This window comes from Pseudomonas eucalypticola, assembly GCF_013374995.1.
GTDB classification, from domain to species: Bacteria; Pseudomonadota; Gammaproteobacteria; order Pseudomonadales; family Pseudomonadaceae; genus Aquipseudomonas; species Aquipseudomonas eucalypticola.
In genome coordinates, this window is sequence record NZ_CP056030.1 from 3,510,106 (window position 1) to 3,527,630 (window position 17,525).

Annotated in this window: 16 protein-coding genes and 1 pseudogene; 9 read left to right on the plus strand and 8 right to left on the minus strand. The window is 66.2% G+C overall.

The features are described 5' to 3' along the window. Nucleotides 1–161 precede the first annotated feature (161 nt). The 4 genes and pseudogenes from HWQ56_RS29470 to HWQ56_RS15590 form a co-directional block, all read left to right on the plus strand. Nucleotides 162–317: pseudogene (locus HWQ56_RS29470) on the plus strand (cytosine permease); the annotation flags it as partial. Next, complete coding sequence (locus HWQ56_RS29260) at nt 314–436, plus strand: hypothetical protein (RefSeq protein WP_280634410.1); 123 nt, start codon at nt 314–316, stop codon at nt 434–436. The pseudogene HWQ56_RS29470 and the gene HWQ56_RS29260, both read left to right, overlap by 4 nt. Continuing rightward, nucleotides 433–1,674, plus strand: a complete 1,242-nt coding sequence (codA, locus tag HWQ56_RS15585) for a cytosine deaminase (protein WP_176571078.1) — start codon at nt 433–435, stop codon at nt 1,672–1,674. The genes HWQ56_RS29260 and codA overlap by 4 nt, the downstream gene beginning before the upstream one ends. A 173-nt stretch (nt 1,675–1,847) precedes the next feature. Next, nucleotides 1,848–3,242 (plus strand): MFS transporter, encoded by a 1,395-nt coding sequence (locus HWQ56_RS15590; RefSeq protein WP_245217761.1) that lies wholly within the window; start codon nt 1,848–1,850, stop codon nt 3,240–3,242. 15 nt (nt 3,243–3,257) lie between these two features. Here HWQ56_RS15590 and HWQ56_RS15595 read toward each other — a convergent pair whose 3' ends face one another. Both HWQ56_RS15595 and HWQ56_RS15600 read right to left on the minus strand, forming a co-directional pair. Continuing rightward, nucleotides 3,258–3,845 carry an NUDIX hydrolase gene (locus HWQ56_RS15595; protein WP_158157894.1) on the minus strand — a complete coding sequence of 196 codons (588 nt, stop codon included), beginning with the start codon at nt 3,843–3,845 and terminating at the stop codon, nt 3,258–3,260. A gap of 37 nt (nt 3,846–3,882) precedes the next feature. Beyond that, on the minus strand, nt 3,883–4,263 hold the full coding sequence (locus HWQ56_RS15600; protein WP_176571079.1) for a MerR family transcriptional regulator: 381 nt from the start codon (nt 4,261–4,263) through the stop codon (nt 3,883–3,885). Between the two features lie 72 nt (nt 4,264–4,335). Between HWQ56_RS15600 and HWQ56_RS15605 the strand changes: the two genes are divergently transcribed. After that, nucleotides 4,336–4,773 (plus strand): hypothetical protein, encoded by a 438-nt coding sequence (locus tag HWQ56_RS15605; protein WP_158157892.1) that lies wholly within the window; start codon nt 4,336–4,338, stop codon nt 4,771–4,773. A gap of 11 nt (nt 4,774–4,784) precedes the next feature. Here HWQ56_RS15605 and HWQ56_RS15610 read toward each other — a convergent pair whose 3' ends face one another. Beyond that, on the minus strand, nt 4,785–5,729 hold the full coding sequence (locus HWQ56_RS15610) for a LysR family transcriptional regulator (RefSeq protein ID WP_158157891.1): 945 nt from the start codon (nt 5,727–5,729) through the stop codon (nt 4,785–4,787). A 174-nt stretch (nt 5,730–5,903) separates the two neighbouring features. Here HWQ56_RS15610 and HWQ56_RS15615 point away from each other — a divergent pair, with 174 nt between their 5' ends. The 4 genes from HWQ56_RS15615 to HWQ56_RS15630 are packed head-to-tail and all read left to right on the plus strand — an operon-like array spanning nt 5,904 to nt 10,515. Beyond that, a complete protein-coding gene (locus HWQ56_RS15615; protein WP_176571080.1) occupies nt 5,904–7,421 on the plus strand; it encodes an efflux transporter outer membrane subunit in 1,518 nt (505 codons plus the stop codon). After that, nucleotides 7,418–9,430 carry an FUSC family protein gene (locus tag HWQ56_RS15620; RefSeq protein ID WP_176571081.1) on the plus strand — a complete coding sequence of 671 codons (2,013 nt, stop codon included), beginning with the start codon at nt 7,418–7,420 and terminating at the stop codon, nt 9,428–9,430. Before HWQ56_RS15615 ends, HWQ56_RS15620 begins: the two co-directional genes overlap by 4 nt. A 13-nt stretch (nt 9,431–9,443) precedes the next feature. Continuing rightward, nucleotides 9,444–9,644 carry a DUF1656 domain-containing protein gene (locus HWQ56_RS15625; RefSeq protein WP_158157888.1) on the plus strand — a complete coding sequence of 67 codons (201 nt, stop codon included), beginning with the start codon at nt 9,444–9,446 and terminating at the stop codon, nt 9,642–9,644. A gap of 10 nt (nt 9,645–9,654) precedes the next feature. Then, nucleotides 9,655–10,515, plus strand: coding sequence for an efflux RND transporter periplasmic adaptor subunit (locus tag HWQ56_RS15630; RefSeq protein WP_158157887.1), 861 nt, complete (start codon nt 9,655–9,657; stop codon nt 10,513–10,515). A gap of 44 nt (nt 10,516–10,559) precedes the next feature. Here the strand turns inward: HWQ56_RS15630 and HWQ56_RS15635 are convergent, their stop codons facing one another. From HWQ56_RS15635 to HWQ56_RS15655, 5 genes are all read right to left on the minus strand, one after another. Beyond that, a complete protein-coding gene (locus tag HWQ56_RS15635; protein WP_158157886.1) occupies nt 10,560–11,444 on the minus strand; it encodes a LysR family transcriptional regulator in 885 nt (294 codons plus the stop codon). Between the two features lie 45 nt (nt 11,445–11,489). Further along, the gene (locus HWQ56_RS15640; protein WP_158157885.1) at nt 11,490–11,726 is read right to left on the minus strand and encodes a DUF2790 domain-containing protein; all 237 of its coding nucleotides are present in this window, start codon (nt 11,724–11,726) and stop codon (nt 11,490–11,492) included. Nucleotides 11,727–12,014: 288 nt separating this feature from the next. Further along, a complete protein-coding gene (locus tag HWQ56_RS15645) occupies nt 12,015–14,408 on the minus strand; it encodes a glucose/quinate/shikimate family membrane-bound PQQ-dependent dehydrogenase (RefSeq protein WP_176571082.1) in 2,394 nt (797 codons plus the stop codon). A gap of 716 nt (nt 14,409–15,124) precedes the next feature. After that, on the minus strand, nt 15,125–16,261 hold the full coding sequence (locus HWQ56_RS15650) for a glycerate kinase (RefSeq protein WP_176571083.1): 1,137 nt from the start codon (nt 16,259–16,261) through the stop codon (nt 15,125–15,127). Between the two features lie 93 nt (nt 16,262–16,354). Next, a complete protein-coding gene (locus tag HWQ56_RS15655; RefSeq protein ID WP_158158883.1) occupies nt 16,355–17,458 on the minus strand; it encodes a sugar diacid recognition domain-containing protein in 1,104 nt (367 codons plus the stop codon). Nucleotides 17,459–17,525 lie beyond the last annotated feature (67 nt).

The window sequence follows — 17,525 nt, forward strand, 5'->3', positions numbered from 1 at the left end:
CAAGCCTACCCCCCAACCGCGCATGGAGCCAGACAATGAACTCAACCAGCGACTGCCCCCTGACCGACGCCCCCGGCGACGGCCGCAAAGGCTTGCTGTCCCTCACCCCAGTGCTCTTCTGCGTCACCTTCTTCACCGGCGCCATGTTCGCCGGCCGCAAGCTGGCGGGGCTGGCGGCGTATGCAGTGGGCGCGGTGGCGGCCTATAGTTCGCCGTGGGTCGCACCGCTGGTGGGCATCGCCGCCTTCGCCGCCAGTTATTGGATGATGCTGCACCTGAGCGGCCAGCGCCCCCCCCATTTGCAGGAGGAGCTGTGAGCCTGACCATTGAACCGCTCGACGAGCAACTGCTCGATGAGGCCTTTTTCCGCCTGAATGCTTCGGTGGCGCCGCGGGTTTGGCGCATGGCCGAGGCCCCGCTCAAGGAGCGACCATGAACATCATCAACGCCACCCTGCGCAAACGTCAGGGCCTGTTCACCGTGACGTGCGACGGCGCCACCATCGGCGCCATCACCCCCCAGGCCGCCCCGGTCGTCGCCCGCCCGGGTGACATCGACGCCAACGGGCAGTTGCTGATCGCGCCACTGGTAGAGCCCCATATTCACCTGGACGCCACCCTCACCGCGGGCGACCCGGAATGGAACATGAGTGGCACGCTGTTCGAAGGCATCGAGCGCTGGGGCCAACGCAAGGCGACCATTACCCACGAAGACACCAAACAGCGTGCCCACACCACCTTGCGCATGTTGGCCGAGCATGGCATCCAGCACGTGCGCACCCACATCGACGTCACCGACCCGACCCTGGCTGCGCTCAAGGCCATGCTCGAGGTGCGCGACGAGGCCCGCCACCTGGTCGACCTGCAGATCGTCGCCTTCCCGCAGGAGGGTATCGAGTCATTCGACAACGGCCGTGCACTGATGGAACAAGCCATCGACATGGGCGCCGACGTGGTAGGCGGTATCCCGCACTTCGAAAACACCCGGGAACAGGGGGTCAGTTCGATCACGTTCCTGATGGACCTGGCCGAGCGCACAGGCTGCCTGGTGGATGTGCACTGTGACGAGACCGACGACCCCCACTCGCGCTTTCTTGAAGTGCTGGCCGAACAAGCGCGGGTGCGCGGCATGGGCAGCCGCGTGACCGCCAGCCATACCACGGCGATGGGCTCCTACGACAACGCCTATTGCTCCAAGCTGTTCCGGCTGCTGAAGCAATCGGGCATCAATTTCGTCTCCTGCCCCACCGAGAGCATTCACCTGCAGGGCCGCTTCGATACCTTTCCCAAGCGCCGCGGCGTGACGCGCGTGGCCGAGCTGGACCGCGCCGGCCTGAACGTGTGCTTTGGCCAGGACTCGATCAAGGACCCCTGGTACCCGCTGGGCAACGGCAACATCCTGCGCGTGCTGGATGCCGGTTTGCACATCTGCCACATGATGGGCTTCGAAGACCTGGCGCGCAGCCTTGACCTGGTGACTGACAACGGCGCCCGCGCCTTGAACCTGGGCGAGCGTTATGGCGTTGAGGTGGGCCGGCCGGCGAACCTGGTAGTGCTGGATGCCGAAAGTGATTATGAAGCGGTGCGGCGCCAGGCCAAGGCGCGGGTGTCGATCCGCGGGGGGCACGTGCTGATGACGCGGGTGCCGGAGCGGGTAGTTTTCGAAGGGTGTTGAGGGACACCCGATTATCCAGGGGGGCGTAGTGCCTGTGTTGAGGCTTTCTCCAGTTGCCCACGGCCGTGGCAGGATGTTGTTGGCGCCCTTGAGATCGAGCGCCGCCCGCAAAACCCTGTTACAAAGCGCTTGCCACAGGCACACTACCCCCTGGCCACACAAGGAACCCCACAGTGCCCGCCGAACGTACCCCGCCCGCCACCTGGATCGCCCTCCTGGTCGCGGTGACTTTTTTCATGGAAAACCTCGATGCCACGGTGATCAGCACCGCGCTGCCACAGATCGCCGAGCAATTCGGCAAGGCCCCCGTGGACCTGAACATCGGCATCAGCGCCTATTTGCTGGCGGTGGCTATCTTCATTCCGCTGTCAGGCTGGGTCGCTGACCGGTTCGGCACCCGCCGGGTGTTTTCCCTGGCCATCAGCCTGTTCACCCTGGCATCGTTGTGGTGCGGCCTGAGCCAGAGCCTTGAGAGCTTCGTTGCCGCGCGCGTGCTGCAGGGCATTGGCGGCGCCATGATGGTGCCCGTGGGGCGCCTGGCCGTGCTGCGCACCACCGAGAAGAAAGACCTGGTCAAGATGATCGCCGTCATCACCTGGCCAGGTCTGGTGGCGCCTATCCTCGGCCCGCCCTTGGGTGGCCTGATCGTGACCCATGCGTCCTGGCCGTGGATTTTCTACGTCAACCTGCCCCTGGGCTTGATCGCCCTGGCCTGGGCCCTGTGGAGCGTGCCGAAAGGCACTGCTGAAACCGCGCGCCCCTTCGACAGCCTCGGCTTCCTGCTGCTGGCCGGTGCCTGCGCGGCATTGATGCTGGGCCTCGAGTGGCTGGGCAGTGGTGAACACCTGGGCACCGGCGTCGGTTTGCTGGTGGCGGGCGGGGTACTGGCGGCGCTCGCCATTCGCCATTGCCGTCGCCATCCAACGCCCTTGTTGCCGTTGGGTTCGGTGAGCATCGACACTTTCCGCGTCAGCATATTCGGCGGCTCGCTGTTTCGCGTCGCCATCAGCGCCCTGCCGTTCCTGCTGCCGCTGCTGTTCCAGGTAGGCTTCGGGTTTTCCCCGGTATACGCCGGCACCCTGGTGTTGGCCGTGTTCGCCGGCAACCTGGCGATGAAGCCCTTCACCACGGCGATCATGCGCCGCTACGGCTTCCGTCAGGTGCTGCTGGTCAACGGCCTGATCGGCGTGGCCTCGATCGCTGCCTGTGCGCTGTTCAGCGCCGAGACCCCCTGGCCGCTGGCTGCCCTGGTGCTGTTCATCGGCGGCCTGTCGCGCTCCATGCAGTTCACCTGCTACAACTCCATCGGCTTCGCGGACGTACCCAAGGACCGCATGAGCGAAGCCTCGACGCTGTTCAGCATGTTCTTCCAACTGGGCATGGGCGTGGGCGTGGCCGCCGCGGCGCTGCTGCTGCGCCTGTCGATGAGCGTCCAGCACCATGCGGCCCATGCCCAGCCCAGCGATTTTCGCGTGGCGTTCATCGGCATCGCGGTGCTGGGCCTGATGGCGCTGCTGGATGCGGTGAAACTGCCCCGCCAGGCCGGCGCCCAGGTGCTGCAGCGCTGAGGACGCGCTGGCGAATCAGCGACGGCTCGGCATGATGCGCAGTTCCAGGTACTGCAGCAGCATGATGGTCTTGCCGTCGTTGATCTGGCCATTGCTGACCATGGCCAGGGCTTCGTCGAAGCCCAGTTCCAGCACTTCTATGTCCTCCCCTTCGTGTTCCAGGCCGCCGCCTGCATTGACCCGGTCATGCGCCTCGTATTCACCGATGAAGAAGTGAATGCGCTCGGTGACCGCGCCGGGGCTCATGAAGGCGTCGAAGATCTTTTCCACCGCCTTGACCCGGTAGCCCGTCTCCTCCTCGGCTTCCAGGCGGATGCGCTCCTCGGGGCTGGCGTTGTCCAGCAGCCCGGCAGCGGTTTCGATCAGGTAGCCATCGCTGCCGTTGAGAAAGCACGGCAGGCGAAACTGGCGCACCAGCACCACGGTGCGCCTCGCCAGGTTGTACAGCAGGATGGTCGCGCCATTGCCACGGTCGTATACCTCGCGGTGCTGGGTTTGCCAGGTGCCATCGCGCCGCCGCAGGTCGAAGGTGTACTTGGTCAGCAGGTACCAGTTGTCCGAGAGCAGTACCTTGCCCGTGATGCGGAGGGGACTGTCAGCCATGGAGGGTCCTTTGCGGTGAGACATCGAAGGCGCAGGGTCACCCGCGCGTATGGCTGTCGTCAAGGCCCGGCGCCAGGGGGCACACCGCCTGGGCCCGCTCGCTCAACGCCCGGCGCAAGCCCTGCAACTGCGCGATGCGCTCGTCGATGGCGGCCAGCTTCTGCGCGAACACTGCCGCCAGCCGCTCGGCAGGCTCGTTGCTGCTCTGCCACAGCGCGGGGAGGTTCTCCCCCACCTCGGCCAGGCTGAAACCCAGTTGCTGCGCGGTGCGGATGTAATGCACCAATTGCACCGTATCCGGGTGGTAGTGCCGGTAGCCATTGGCTGCCCGGGTGGAACGAATCAACCCGCGCTCTTCATAGAAACGCAACGCGTCACAACTGACGCCCGCCGCCTTGGCCACTTGCCCGATCTTCATGATTTCTCCTTGACCCTGGACCCTGCACCAGGGTTTAGCCTGGCGACTCTATCATTCTGGAGCGTCACGAACATGGATACCCCTCGTTACCTGCGCCTGGTGCGCACCAGCGCCTGGTATGACCTGCTGGCCACCGGCGCCTTCATCACCCCCTGGAGCATGCACTGGGTGGTGAGCCAACTGGGGCAGGTCTCTACCCGGCTGGGCCTGGGTGCGCCCGCGCCGCTGCTTGACCCCGTGCACATGCTGCTCGCCAACCTGCTGGGCAGCGTAGTGGTGGTGTGGGCGCTGTTGCGGCTGTGCCACACCCGCCCGGAACAGGGCGCTTACGATGCCTTGGCGCGAGGCTTGTTCGCGGTGTGGCAGGTCGTCGCGGTGGCGAACGGCGCCAGTGCGCTGGTGCTGGGGTTTACCCTGATGGAAGCGGTATTCGGGGTCGCCCAGGGGTGGCCCTGGGTGGCTGGCAAACTCCTGGGTCGGGCGCCAAAGACGAACGTCTCACCGACCTGACAACGGGTGCTTCAACCCCGCGCCTCCACCTGTTCATTCAAATCACTCTCCTCTTCGGCCAGCGCCTGGGGCAACGAGGCCCGCAGGTGCTCGACCCAGGTGCGGATCTTGGCGTCCAGGTACAGGCGCGAGGGGTAGATGGCGTACAGGTTCAAGCGCTGCAGCCGGTAGCCCGGCAGCACGCGCTTGAGTTCGCCGTTGCGCAGGCCGTCGATGGCCGAGTAGCTGGGCAGCACGCCGATGCCCATGCCGCTGCGAATGGCCACGCGCATGGCATCGATGGCATTGACCTGAAACGGCGAGGCCCGCAGCGCAGCCACCACTGGGCCGTCGGGGCCCTCGAACTGCCAGCGGTTGTCCGGGTAGGCGACACTGCTCATCAGCAGGCATTCGTGGTCTTCCAGCTCTGCCGGGGTCTGCGGCGCGCCGCGACGTTCCAGGTAGCGCGGGGCAGCGCACAGCACGCTGTAGATGGTCCCCAGGCGCTGGGAGATGTAACCGGAGTCGGGTAACTGCGCCGCCAGCACGATGGACACGTCGAAACCCTCCTCGATCAGGTCCGGCACCCGGTTGCTCAGGTGCAAGTCGAAACTGACCTCGGGAAAACGTTCGCGGTAATCGGCCATTGCCTCGATCACGTAGTGCATGCCGATGCCGGCCATGGCGTGCACCTTGAGGCTGCCGGCAGCGTAGTCCTGGGTGGCCTGCGCTTCGGATTCGGCTTCGGCCACCGAAGCCAGGATGCTTTCACAGCGCTGGTAATAGCGCTTGCCCGCCTCGGTCATGGCGATACGGCGGGTGGTACGGTTGAGCAGCCGGGTGCGCAGGTGGGTTTCCAGGTTCGACACGGCCCGGGACAGGTTGGCGGTCGTGGTGTTCATCTGCTCCGCCGCCAGGGTGAAGCTGCCGGTCTGGGCCACGGCCACGAAGGCACGCATGTGTTGAAAAATGTTCATCGTCGCCTCGGCGGACAAGGGTGGCAGCGTGATGCCCTGGCAAGCGCCAGCAGCGCGATTATAAAATTAATTACAACAAACAATCATGTTTTGTTGCGTTTATTGCATCGGTCGGCACCCGGTAAAATCCGCTTTCATCCAGAACCAACGGGCCTACCAGGGGATTGACCAGCGGTGAAACGAATTTTCTCGACCTGTGCGTTACCCCTGGCGGTAGTGACAATCACGTTAACAATCAGCGGTTGCATCAGTACCCATGGGATAGGGCCTGCTAGCCAGCCCATGGCGGCCAACCACCTGCAGACCGATAGCGCCATTGCCCAGGCCAGCCTCGATGCCCAGTGGCCCGCCGAGCGCTGGTGGCAGGCCTATGGTGATGCCCAGTTGAACGCCTGGGTCGAGGATGCCCAGCGCAACAGCCCGACGCTGGCCGAGGCTGCTGCACGGGTACGCCAGGCCAAGGCGATGGCGGGCATCACCGAAGCCAATGAAGCGCCACAGCTCAATGCCAAGGCATCGATCACCCGGCACAAGTGGCCAACCGATAACTACTACGGCCCTGGCGAACTGGCCGACGTCACCAATTTCGACAACAACGCCGCCTTGGGCCTGAGCTACTCACTGGACCTGTGGGGCCGCGAGCAGAGCGCCACCGAGCAGGCCCTGGACGCCGCCCATGCCGCCGCCGCGCAAGGGCGCGCGGCGCAGCTCGAGCTGCAGGGCAACCTGGTGCGCAGCTACATTCAGCTGTCGGAACAGTATGCTCAGCGCGACATCCTGCAGGCACTGCTCAAGCAACAGCAGCAGATCCTGAACCTGGCGCAGAAACGTTTCGACCATGGCATCGGCACCCAACTGGAAGTCAGCCAGGCGCAAACCGCACTCCCGGAGACGCGCCGCCAGATCGACGGCCTGGACGAGGCCATCGCCCTCACCGGCAACCAGCTCGCCGCGCTGGCCGGCAAAGGGCCCGGCGCTGCCCACCGCTTGCAGCGCCCGGCCCTGGCCCTGGCAGCGCCCCTGGCCCTGCCCGCGCGCTTACCTGCGCAATTGCTGGGCCAGCGCCCAGACGTGGTGGCCAGCCGCTGGCGGGTCAACGCTCAGGCCCGAGGGATCGACGTGGCCCGCGCCGGCTTTTACCCCGACGTCGACCTGAGCGCCAGCCTGGGTTTCAGCGGCACCGGCGGCGGCGTGCTGGAATTTCTCACCGCCAACAAGCTCGGCGCCAGCGTAGGCCCAGCCCTGAGCCTGCCCATCTTCGACGGCGGCCGCCTGCGTGCCCAACTGGGCGAAGCCTCGGCCGGCTATGACGTGGCCGTGGCCCAGTACAACCAGACGCTGGTGCAAGCCCTCAAGGACATCAGTGACCAGCTGATTCGCCGTCGCTCCATGGACAGCCAGGCCGCCCTGGCCGACCAGGGCGTGGCCGCCGCCCAGCGCAGCTATGACATCGCCCGGGTAGCGTTCCAGCGTGGTCTGACCGCTTACCTGGATGTGTTGAATGCGCAAACCCAACTGTTCCGTGAACAGCAGGTTCAACAGCAGGTGCAGGCCGCGCGGTTGCAGACCCAAGCGTCCCTGGTGACTGCCCTGGGCGGCGGCGTGCGGGCCGGCAGCGACAGCCCCGACCCGACCCGCGCGCAGCCGGCCAAGCCCGGCCTTGCACTGTTGCGCAAGGGGCAGGCGCTATGAGCCTGGCTACCGAATGGCGCCCGGCCTTGCAGGCCTGGGCGCAACGCGATGGGGTAACCTGGGTTTATCTGGCCAAACTGCTGACGGCGGCTTTCCTCACCTACTGGATAGCGCTGCGACTGGAATTGCCCCAGCCGTCCACGGCCCTGGTCACGGTGTTCATCGTGATGCAGCCGCAAAGCGGCCCGGTGATCGCCAAGAGTGCCTGGCGCCTGTTGGGCACCTTGCTGGGCCTGGTGGTGGTGGTCACCCTGATCGCCCTGTTCGGCCAGCACAGCGATGTGTTTCTCGGCTGCCTGGCGCTGTGGGTAGGGCTGTGTTGCGGCTTGTCGGCGCGCTACCGCAACTTCCAGGCTTATGCCTTCGTGCTGACCGGCTACACCGCCGCGATCGTCGGCGTACCTGCCTTGACGCACCCCGAGGGCGTCTACCTGTCGGCGGTCTGGCGCGCGGTGGAGATCGGCCTGGCGGTAATCTGCAGTGGCGTGGTCTCGGCCGTGATTTTCCCCCAGAGCAGCCGCACCGCCCTGCGCGCGCTGCTGGGCAAACGCCTGGGCAGCTTTGCCGCCTTCGCCGCCGACAGCCTCCAGGGGCGCCTGCCCGAAGGTGCGTTTGCCCAGCACAACCGGCGCCTGGTGGCCGAGGCCGTGGGCCTGGAACACCTGCGCAGCGTGACCGTGTTCGAAGACCCGCTGACCCACCTGCGCAGTGGCCGCCTGAGCCGCCTGAACAGTGAGTTCATGCAGTGCACCACCCGCTTCAACGCGTTGTACCAGCAGCTTGAACGCCTGCGCCATGAAGCGCCCACTGCCTGGCACGACCTGCACCCGGCACTGGCCGGGTTGCTCCGGTTGCTGGAAGACTATCGTGACCAGCCTTTGGACGGCGCCAGCGCTGTGCCGCTAGTGGCGCGCCTGGAGGCGCTGCAGCACATGACGGCCCAGCGCCTGGCGCATTTGCCGGCCACCCTGCACCAGCAAGACCTGGATACTGCCGGCGAGTTGCTCATGGGCCTGCTGCACGAATTGCTCGACTACGCCCGCACCCACGCGTCCCTGGCCAGCCACCGCCACCCCCGCGAGCAATGGGCGGTGGGCTTCACCCCGCGCACCAACCTGTGGGTGTGCGCTGCTTCGGGCCTGCGCGGCTTCATCACGGTGGCGCTGGCGGCCAGCTTCTGGCTGGCCACGGCCTGGCCCAGCGGCGTCAGCCTGGTGATTTCCGCCGCCGCAGGCATCAGCCTCACTGCGTCCACGCCCAACCCCTGGCGCGCCGGCGTGCAGATGGGCATGGGTGTGATGCTCAGCAGCGTGGTGGGGTTTGTCGAATACTTCCTGGTGTACCCGCACATCGATGGCTTCGTGCTGCTGTGCTTCGTGCTCGCCCCGGCACTGCTGCTGGGCGGGTTCCTGACCACGCGCCTGTCGACCATGGGGATCGGCCTGGGCTACCTGATCACGTTCGCCTCCGGTGCGATCCCGGCCAACCTGACGGTCTATAACCCCACCGGTTTCATCAACGACTGTATCGCCAATATCATCGCCTTCGGGGTCTGCGCCATCGCCGGCGCGGTGGTGCTCCCCACCCACGCGCCCTGGGCATGGCGCCACTTGCAACAGGACCTGCGGCGCCAGGTAGGCTTTGCCGCCCACGGTCGCCTCAAACACCTGCGCCAGCGCTTCGAAAGCCGTAACCGCGACGTATTGCAACATGCCACGTCACTGGCCGCGGCGCGCCCGCCCGTGCAAGACAACCTGCTGCAATGGGCCCTCAGCGTTCAGGACGTGGGGCATGCCCTGGTGCGCCTGCGCGAACTGGGACAGGCCCCGGCGGCCGTGGCCGAGGCGCTGACACAGCTGTTCGAACGCCCCGCCGTGGCGCGCCGCCACGAAGCGCTCAAGGCGCTGGACGAGGCACTGGCGCAATCACCCTCGCAACCAGCGGCCGCGTACCTGCACTTCATCCGCAGCGCGCTGCTCAACCCTCGCTCGCCCTTGGCCCAGCTGTGACCCGGAGTCGCCCATGCCCCGCGAACTGATGTTCCTGGAACTCTACCTGCCCACGCTGCTGCTGTTGCTGGCCGTCGGCGCATTGCTGACCTGGTCGCTCGACCGGTTGCTGATCGCGCTGAACCTGTACCGGTTCTTCTGGCACGCCCCACTGGTGCGCCTGAGCCTGTTCATTTGCCTGTTCAGCGCCCTGGCGCTGACCGTTTACCGTTGAGATCGCCCCAATGAAAACATTCTTCAGCGTGGTGGCTACCCTGGTGGTAGTCGCTGCCGCCGCCCTGCTGGGGCACACCGTGTGGGATCATTACATGGCCCAGCCCTGGACCCGCGACGGGCGCGTGCGCGCCGACATCATCAACGTCGCGCCGGACGTCAGCGGCGTGGTGGTGGCCGTGCCGGTGCACGACAACCAGTTGGTGAAAAAAGGCGATGTGCTGATGCGCATCGACCCCGACCATTACCAGGCGGCCGTGGCCCAGGCCAAGGCGCTGGTGGCCTCACGCAAGGCGACCTGGCAGATGCGCGAAGTCAATGCCAAGCGCCGCGCTGACATGGACAGCCTGGTGGTGTCCAGGGAAAGCCGCGAAGACGCCGGCAACACCGCCAACGCTGCCCAGGCCGACTACCAGCAGGCCCAGGCCGAACTGGCTGCCGCCGAGCTGAACCTGAGCCGCACCCAAGTGCTGGCCACCACCGATGGCTACGTCACCAACCTCAATGTGCACCCTGGCGACTACGCCAAGGTGGGCGAGGCGAAAATGGCCGTGGTCGACCGGCATTCCTTCTGGGTGTATGGCTATTTCGAGGAGTCGAAGCTGCCCCGCGTCCATGTGGGTGACCCGGCCCGGCTGGAAATGATGAGTGGTGACGTGCTGCGGGGGCATGTGGAGAGTATTTCGCGCGGCATTTACGACCGGGACAACCCTGAAAGCCGCGAGCTGGTGGCCGACGTCAACCCTACGTTCAACTGGGTGCGGCTGGCCCAGCGGGTGCCCGTGCGCATTCACCTGGATGCGGTACCCCAGGGCACGGTGCTGGCGGCAGGGACCACCTGCACGGTGGTCATCGAGCCCGACCACGCTTGAGCGACCAACGTGGTGCCGGGTTGCCGGGCTTCGCCGAACCCGGTTCAGTCAGCGATCAGTTGCTCGAAGGCTTTCACCGCTTGGGCCACCGCTGGCAGCCGGTCGCGCTCGGCCAGCCAGGTCAGCACCAGGCGCTCTTCGCTGGGTAGGTCTTCGACCCGACGCTGGTGCAGGCCCGACTGCACCGTTTCGCCGGGCCACACCGGTAACAACGCCACCCCTGCCCCCGCCGCCGCCAACGCCAGCGCCGCGGCGATGTCCGAACACTCGAACGCCACCTCGGGCCGCAGCCCCGCCGCGGCGAAGGCCTGCTGCACGCGTTCGTAGAACCCGTGGCCCTGGCGCCGGCGCACCACGATCAGGGGCAAGCGGGCCAGTTCGGCCAGGGTGCATGTGCTGCCCTCGGGCAGCCGACCGGGCAAGGCTTCCACGGCCATCAGCGCCAAGGGTTGCAGGGCAACGGTATGCAAGAGAGGGTTGGTCACCGGCCACTGGCTCACGGCGAAGTCCAGCTGGCGGGCCTGGAGCATGTCCTCCAGGGCAGCGGGCTCAGCGTGGTAGACGGAAAAGAGAATTTGCGGCAGTTGCCGCTTGAGGTCGGCCATGACGCGCGCCACGCAACCGACCCCGGAAGTCACCGTGCCGATGCTGACCTTGCCACTGATGCCCTGGGCCAGTCCGCGCATTTCGGCATCGATTTCATCAGCCAGGCTGAGCAGCTCGCACGCGCGCCGGTACAGGTGCAGCCCCGCGTCGGTGACCAGCAGGCCGCGGCCCTGGCGCTCGAACAGTTGCACGCCGTAGTCGGCTTCCAGGCTCTTGAGGTGCTGGCTCAAAGGGGGCTGGGCGATGTGCAGTGCCTCGGAGGCAGCGGCGATGGATTTACGCTCGACAATGGTCTTGAAGTACAACAATTGGCGCAAATTCATGAAGAGCTCGGTCCAGGGGGTGTGGACCAAGGATAGCGGAACCGCTTAGTTGGAGCAGCCCTTGCCCATCACGCGGTACACCAGCGAATGACGCTGGCCTTGGCTGTCTTCGTAGACCATGGTGACCGGGACCACGGTGCACACGTCGGGGATGTCACCGGCGTCGATGACGCGGGCGATGTCGAGTTTCTGGCCGTAGGCATAGGTCTGGGCAGGCTCGGCGTGGGCGCTGGCGGCCGCGAAACCGAGGGCAAGGGCAGCGAAGGTCAGGGTGAGTCTCATGGCGTAGTCCTGTGGTGATTGAGTACCCACAGGTTAAGGACCTCGCGCGCGCGCAACCATGACCGAATTCGTCAGCACCCATACCGAAAACGTGTTCAACCGGCACCCGCACGGTTGGCTGGCGAATGAGGCGACTGAGTGTGTCAGCCAGTACGAGTTGCCCGCTTCCCGAGCTTCGCCCGGTCCCACAGGGTGACCAAGGCCCTGCAGAGGACCATTGTGGGACCGGACGCACGCTCGGAAAGCGGACAATGCGGTGTGCCTGATGCTGCGCATCAGGCCATCGCGTTACTTGGGCAGCGCGAACGCCATCACGTAGTCACCCTGCTTGGTGCCCAGCGAACCATGACCACCGGCGACCACCAGCACATACTGGCGTCCGTCTTTGCCGGTGTAGGTCATCGGCGTGGTCTGCGCGCCGGCCGGCAGGCGGGCTTCCCACAACTGTTTGCCGTTGCGCACGTCATAGGCACGCAGGTACTGGTCCAGGGTGGCGCTGAGGAAGGCCACGCCGCCCTTGGTCATGAAGGTGCCGCCCAATGCGGGCACGCCCATGGTCAGCGGCAGCGGTACCGGCGAGTTGTCGCGCACGGTGCCGTTCTTGTGCTTCCAGATCACCTGGTGGGTGGTCATGTCCACGGCTGCGACGTAGCCCCAGGCCGGCGCCTGGCACGGCAGGCCCATGGGCGACAGGAAGGCGTTCATGATCACGCCATAGGGCGCGCCCTTGTTGGCCTGGATGCCTTCGGTCTCGCTCTTGCGGGCGGGGCCGCCTTCTACGTCCGAGGCGGGTACCAGCTTGTCGACGAAGGCCATGTAGTTGGGGTTCACGAACATGATCTGGCGTTCTGGGTCGACCGACACACCGCCCCAGTCGAACACCCCGAAGTTACCTGGGTACACCAGCGACCCCTGCAGCGACGGCGGCGTGAACGCGCCGTCGTAGCGCAGTTGCTTGAAGTCGATGCGGCACAGCATCTGGTCGAACGGGGTCACGCCCCACATGTCACGCTCGGTCATCACCGGTGGCATGAAGTTGAGCTGCGACTTGGGCTGGGTAGGCGCCGTGTGGTCGCCGGTGACTGCGCCACCCGGTACGGGGACTTCGTCGATGGGCACGATCGGCTGGCCGTTGGTGCGGTCCAGTACGTAGACGCTGCCCTGCTTGGTGGACGCGATCACCGCCGGCTTGATGCCGTCGGCGGTCTTGATGTCCATCAGGCTGGGCTGGCCGCCCACGTCCATGTCCCACAGGTCATGATGGGTGAACTGGTAGGTCCAGCGCACGTGGCCGGTGGCGATGTCCAGGGCGGTGACGCCAGCGCTGTATTTCTCCGACGCCTCGGTGCGGTTGCCGCCCCACTGGTCGGGCATCTGGTTGCCCATGGGCAGGTACATCAGGCCCAGTTTCTCGTCGAAACTGATCAGCGACCACATGTTCGGCGAGTTGCGGGTGTAGTGCTGGCCCGGGGCGATAGGCGTGGTGTCATCGGGGTTACCGCTGTCCCAGTTCCATACCAGGTGGCCATCGTGCACGTCATAGGCACGCACCACACCCGAGGGTTCGTCAGTGGAGACGTTGTCGGTGACGTGGCCGCCAATGACCACCAGGTCCTTGGTCACGGCCGGTGGCGAGGTCGAGTAGTAGCCGCCGGCGGCGAAAGTCCCGATGTTGGCGCGCAGGTCGATCTGGCCCTTGTCGCCGAAGCCTTCGCAGACCTTGCCGGTGTCGGCGTCGAGGGCGATCAGGCGGGTGTCGGCGGTGGGCAGGAACAGCCGGCGTGGGCAGGCGTTCGCCGCGGCGGCCGGGCTCTGTCCGCTGGCGGCATAGGCCGCGTCATCGTGGTACGACACACCACGGCAGGTCATGTGCGCCCAGCCTTTGAAGTTGGCGGCGTTCTGGGTGCTGATCTGCGGGTCGTAGCGCCAGATTTCCTTGCCGGTGTCCGGGTCCAGGGCGATGACCTTGCTGTGCGGGGTGCACACGTAGAGCATGCCGTTGACCTTCAGCGGGGTGTTCTCCGCGGTAGTCTCGCCCGGGTCGTTAGGGCCGGGGATGTCGCCGGTGCGGTAGGTCCAGGCCGGTTGCAGCTTGTCGGCGTTGGCCGGGGTGATCTGCGCCAGCGGCGAATAGCGATCGCCGAAGGCGGTACGGCCATAGGCCTGCCAGTCGCCCTCGGGCATGGCCGGGGCGCCGCTGGCGGTACCGGCGGTGTCGCGGTCCAGTTGGCCTTGGATTTCACCTGGGTGGGTGAACTGGCTGGCGATGGCGGTGGCGCCTGCCAGGACCACGGCCACGCTCAGGGTGCCGGTGCCCAGGGCATAGGGCACGCCCGCCAGCAGCGGCCTGCGGAACCAGGGCAGTAACAGCACCAGGCCGAGCACGAACCACAAGGCCAGGCGTGGCACCAGTTGCCACCAGTCCAGGCCCACTTCCCACAGCGACCACAGGGTGCTGGCGAACAGCACCAGGGCGTACAGCGGCAACGCGGCGCGCCGGCCCGCCAACAGCAACGCGCCAGTCAGGGCGATGCCGAGGCCACTCAACAGGTAGTACAACGAGCCACCCAATGTGGCCAACTTGATACCGCCGGCCAACAGGGCCAGGCCCATCAGCAGCATCACCACGCCGAGCAGGCTCGGCAGCAGGCGACGCGGCGTGGAAGCACGGTCTGTGCTCATAGTGCGTTTTCTCCAGAATGATGAAAGGCGCGCGACGACCGCCCGGTCTATACCGAGTGCAGCGTTGCGACGGCTTAGGTTTTTTATGGTTCTTCACGAATTGCCAGGAAAGTTGGTGATGCTTACAAAGATCTTTAGTGAACAAACAAAGCGGACTAGGTGATCTCACAGGCATAACTGGCTCGAAACAGATGTGGGAGTGGGGGGGCGCCGAGCCCTTGCCCGGGAAGCGCCGTGCGGACGGCGCTCGATCACAACGGCGACACAACAACGTCGCCTGGAGCTTGGTAGCCCTGCTGCAATCTCGAGCCAGCAACTCCGATGAACAATCCTGTAGCCCCGGCTTGCAACCGCGTCAAGGCAGAAAGACGCATGTCTTGGGATTTCCTGCGCGTTTGAAACCGAGCGCCGCCCGCGCGGCGCTTCCCGGGCAAGGGCTCGGCGCCCCCCACTCCCACATCTGTTTCGGGCCAGTTATGCCTGTGAAATCGCCTAGTCCGCCTTGTTTGTCCACTGCGGATGGGTGGTGGTGCCACAACTTTCTCTACAGCCCGTGAAGAACCTTCTTTATAAGTACGAAGTCAGCGCAAGGTCTGACAGACACGCGACGCAAAAGGTCGATTGAAAGGCGTAACAGCACAGATACGATGTCATACCTGGGCGCGACATTGCATCGCACCAAGGTCTAATACATTTCGTTGACGGGGCTATGCCCTTCAGCAGTGACGCAGCGCCCACAGGCGGGCGATGTCACGGGCACGTTCGCGCAGCAACGGCGCCGCGTTCCGACAGGCATGTTCCAGGGTCATCGGGCCGCTGGCCAGGGCGAAGGCGGCGCTGACGCCGTGGTCGTACATCTGTTCGTAGCCGTCGCCCAGGGTGCCGGCGATGACCACCACTGGCACCTGGGCCGCGCGGGCCACGCGGGCCACGCCAAACGGTGTCTTGCCGCGCAGTGTCTGGGCGTCGAAACGCCCTTCGCCCGTGATCACCAGGTCGGCCCCCGCCACCGCCTCGGCCAGGCCCACCAGTTCAGCCACCACTTCCACGCCAGGGCGGAAGGTGGCGTTCAGGAAGGCCTTGGCGGCGAAGCCCATGCCCCCTGCCGCGCCAGCGCCCGGTGCTTCACGCAGGTCGCGGCCCAGCACCCCGGCGGCGTGATCGGCGAAGCGTCCCAGCGCGGCGTCCAGTTGCCGCACCTGTTCGGGGCTGGCGCCCTTCTGCGGGCCGAATACGTGGGAGGCGCCGTGGGGGCCGCACAAGGGGTTGTCGACATCGGCGGCCACCTCGAAAGTGACCTCGGCCAGGCGCGGGTCCAGGCCTTCGAGGTTGACGCTCTGGACCTGGGCCAGGGCCAACCCGCCCTTGGCCAGGGCCGCGCCGCTGGCGTCGCGCACGTCCAGGCCCAGGGCGCGGAGCATGCCGGTGCCGGCGTCGTTGGTGGCGCTGCCGCCAATGGCCAGGATGACCCGCCGCGCGCCAGCGTCCAGGGCCGCGCGAATCAGTTCGCCGGTGCCGAAGGTGCTGCTGGCGCAGGCGTCCCGCTGGGCCAGGGGCACCAATTGCAAGCCACTGGCTTCAGCCATTTCGATGATGGCCGTGGCGCTGTCGGCCAGCCAGCCCCAGCGTGCCTGCACCGCCGAACCCAGCGGGCCCTCGACGGTTTCCGTACGCAGTTCACCGTCACAGGCCGCCAGAATCGCCTCCATGGTGCCCTCGCCTCCATCGGCCATGGGGCATTGCAGCAACTGGGCCTGGGGCAGCGCCTGGGCCAGGCCTTCAGCGATGGCGACGGCGACGCCGGCGGCGCTGAGGCTATCCTTGAACGAGTCGGGGGCGATGACGATTTTCATGACGGTTACTCCAGTTTCTTGTACGGCCCATGCTGCCAGTTGCCCGGCCGCTCTGCGCCAGGCCCCTGCACAAGGCTGGCGGCGCTTTGTTGTTCATTTCGACAAATCGGCCGGCAGCAGTTGCACCCCCAGGTACAGGGTCAGCATGCCTTCCAGGCGGTTCGGGTCGATGCCGCTCAGTTCAGCGATGCGCTCCATGCGGTAGCGCAGGCTGTTGCGGTGGATACCCAGGGCATCGGCGCAGGCCTGGCTCTGGCCGTCGTGGTCGCACCAGGCACGCAAGGTGGTCAGCAACTGGCCGCCACTGTCCTTGGCCATGACCCGATGCAACGGCCCCAGCCATTCCTCCAGGCTGTCGTCCCCCCGGTGGCGCCAAAGCATGGCCGGCAGGCGCAGGCGCGCCAGGGTCAGGCAGCGCTGGCCGGGCAGAATGTCACGGCCGTAAGCCAGCACGTCGCGCACGCCGCGGTAGCCGCGGCGCAACGTGGCCAAGTCATCGGCCGGCTGCCCCAGCGCCACGCGCTCCACCGCCCAGCCCTGGGCGCCCAGCTTGTCCAGCAGACGCTGCTCATCCACTACGACGCTGGCGGGCCGGCACCACAGCAGCGAACCGGCGGCCGGGCTCAGGCACCAGCTGTCGGGGTAGCGGCCCGCGAGCCAGGCGGCCATGGCATCGCTACCCTGCGCCGCGTGCAGCTCGAACAGCCACGGCGTGCGCGACAGTTGAGGCTTCAGGCCCATTTGCCGGGCCTCGTCGAGCAACCGCGGCGAGTCGTCGCCGTCCAGCAGCAGCGCCAGCAGGTCGTCGCAGCGCTGGCGCCGCCAATGCTGTTCCACCTGCAAGCGGCGCTGGCCCACCAGCATCTCGGCGGTCATGCGCACCAGTTCGCCGAACGTGCGCAACTGCGCCGGGTCGCCGGTCAGGCCCAGCACGCCGATCAGCCGGCCATCGAGCAGCAGCGGGAGGTTTACCCCCGGCTGCACGCCCTTCAGGCACTGCGCGGCCTGGGCGTCGAGTTCCACCACCCGGCCGTTGGCCAATACCAGTTGGGCGCCTTCGTGGCGGGTGTTGATGCGTTCCGGCTCGCCACTGCCCAGAATCAGCCCCTGGCTGTCCATGACGTTGACGTTGCAGGGCAGAATGGCCATCGCGCGGTCGACAATGTCTTGCGCAAGGTCGTGATCGAGTTCAAACATGGTCTGGAGAAATCCTGATAAACGCGTCTGTAGAATTGCACAGCCGGGGCGCTCTATGCCTGTGCAA

Coding starts and splice junctions, on each gene's coding strand:
- HWQ56_RS15655 (WP_158158883.1), bottom strand. CDS start 17,458: ATGTTTGAACTCGATCACGACCTTGCGCAAGACATTGTCGACCGCGCG.
- HWQ56_RS15605 (WP_158157892.1), top strand. CDS start 4,336: ATGGATACCCCTCGTTACCTGCGCCTGGTGCGCACCAGCGCCTGGTAT.
- HWQ56_RS15640 (WP_158157885.1), bottom strand. CDS start 11,726: ATGAGACTCACCCTGACCTTCGCTGCCCTTGCCCTCGGTTTCGCGGCC.
- HWQ56_RS15620 (WP_176571081.1), top strand. CDS start 7,418: ATGAGCCTGGCTACCGAATGGCGCCCGGCCTTGCAGGCCTGGGCGCAA.
- codA (WP_176571078.1), top strand. CDS start 433: ATGAACATCATCAACGCCACCCTGCGCAAACGTCAGGGCCTGTTCACC.
- HWQ56_RS15595 (WP_158157894.1), bottom strand. CDS start 3,845: ATGGCTGACAGTCCCCTCCGCATCACGGGCAAGGTACTGCTCTCGGAC.
- HWQ56_RS15645 (WP_176571082.1), bottom strand. CDS start 14,408: ATGAGCACAGACCGTGCTTCCACGCCGCGTCGCCTGCTGCCGAGCCTG.
- HWQ56_RS15625 (WP_158157888.1), top strand. CDS start 9,444: ATGCCCCGCGAACTGATGTTCCTGGAACTCTACCTGCCCACGCTGCTG.
- HWQ56_RS15600 (WP_176571079.1), bottom strand. CDS start 4,263: ATGAAGATCGGGCAAGTGGCCAAGGCGGCGGGCGTCAGTTGTGACGCG.
- HWQ56_RS15630 (WP_158157887.1), top strand. CDS start 9,655: ATGAAAACATTCTTCAGCGTGGTGGCTACCCTGGTGGTAGTCGCTGCC.
- HWQ56_RS15635 (WP_158157886.1), bottom strand. CDS start 11,444: ATGAATTTGCGCCAATTGTTGTACTTCAAGACCATTGTCGAGCGTAAA.
- HWQ56_RS15650 (WP_176571083.1), bottom strand. CDS start 16,261: ATGAAAATCGTCATCGCCCCCGACTCGTTCAAGGATAGCCTCAGCGCC.
- HWQ56_RS15610 (WP_158157891.1), bottom strand. CDS start 5,729: ATGAACATTTTTCAACACATGCGTGCCTTCGTGGCCGTGGCCCAGACC.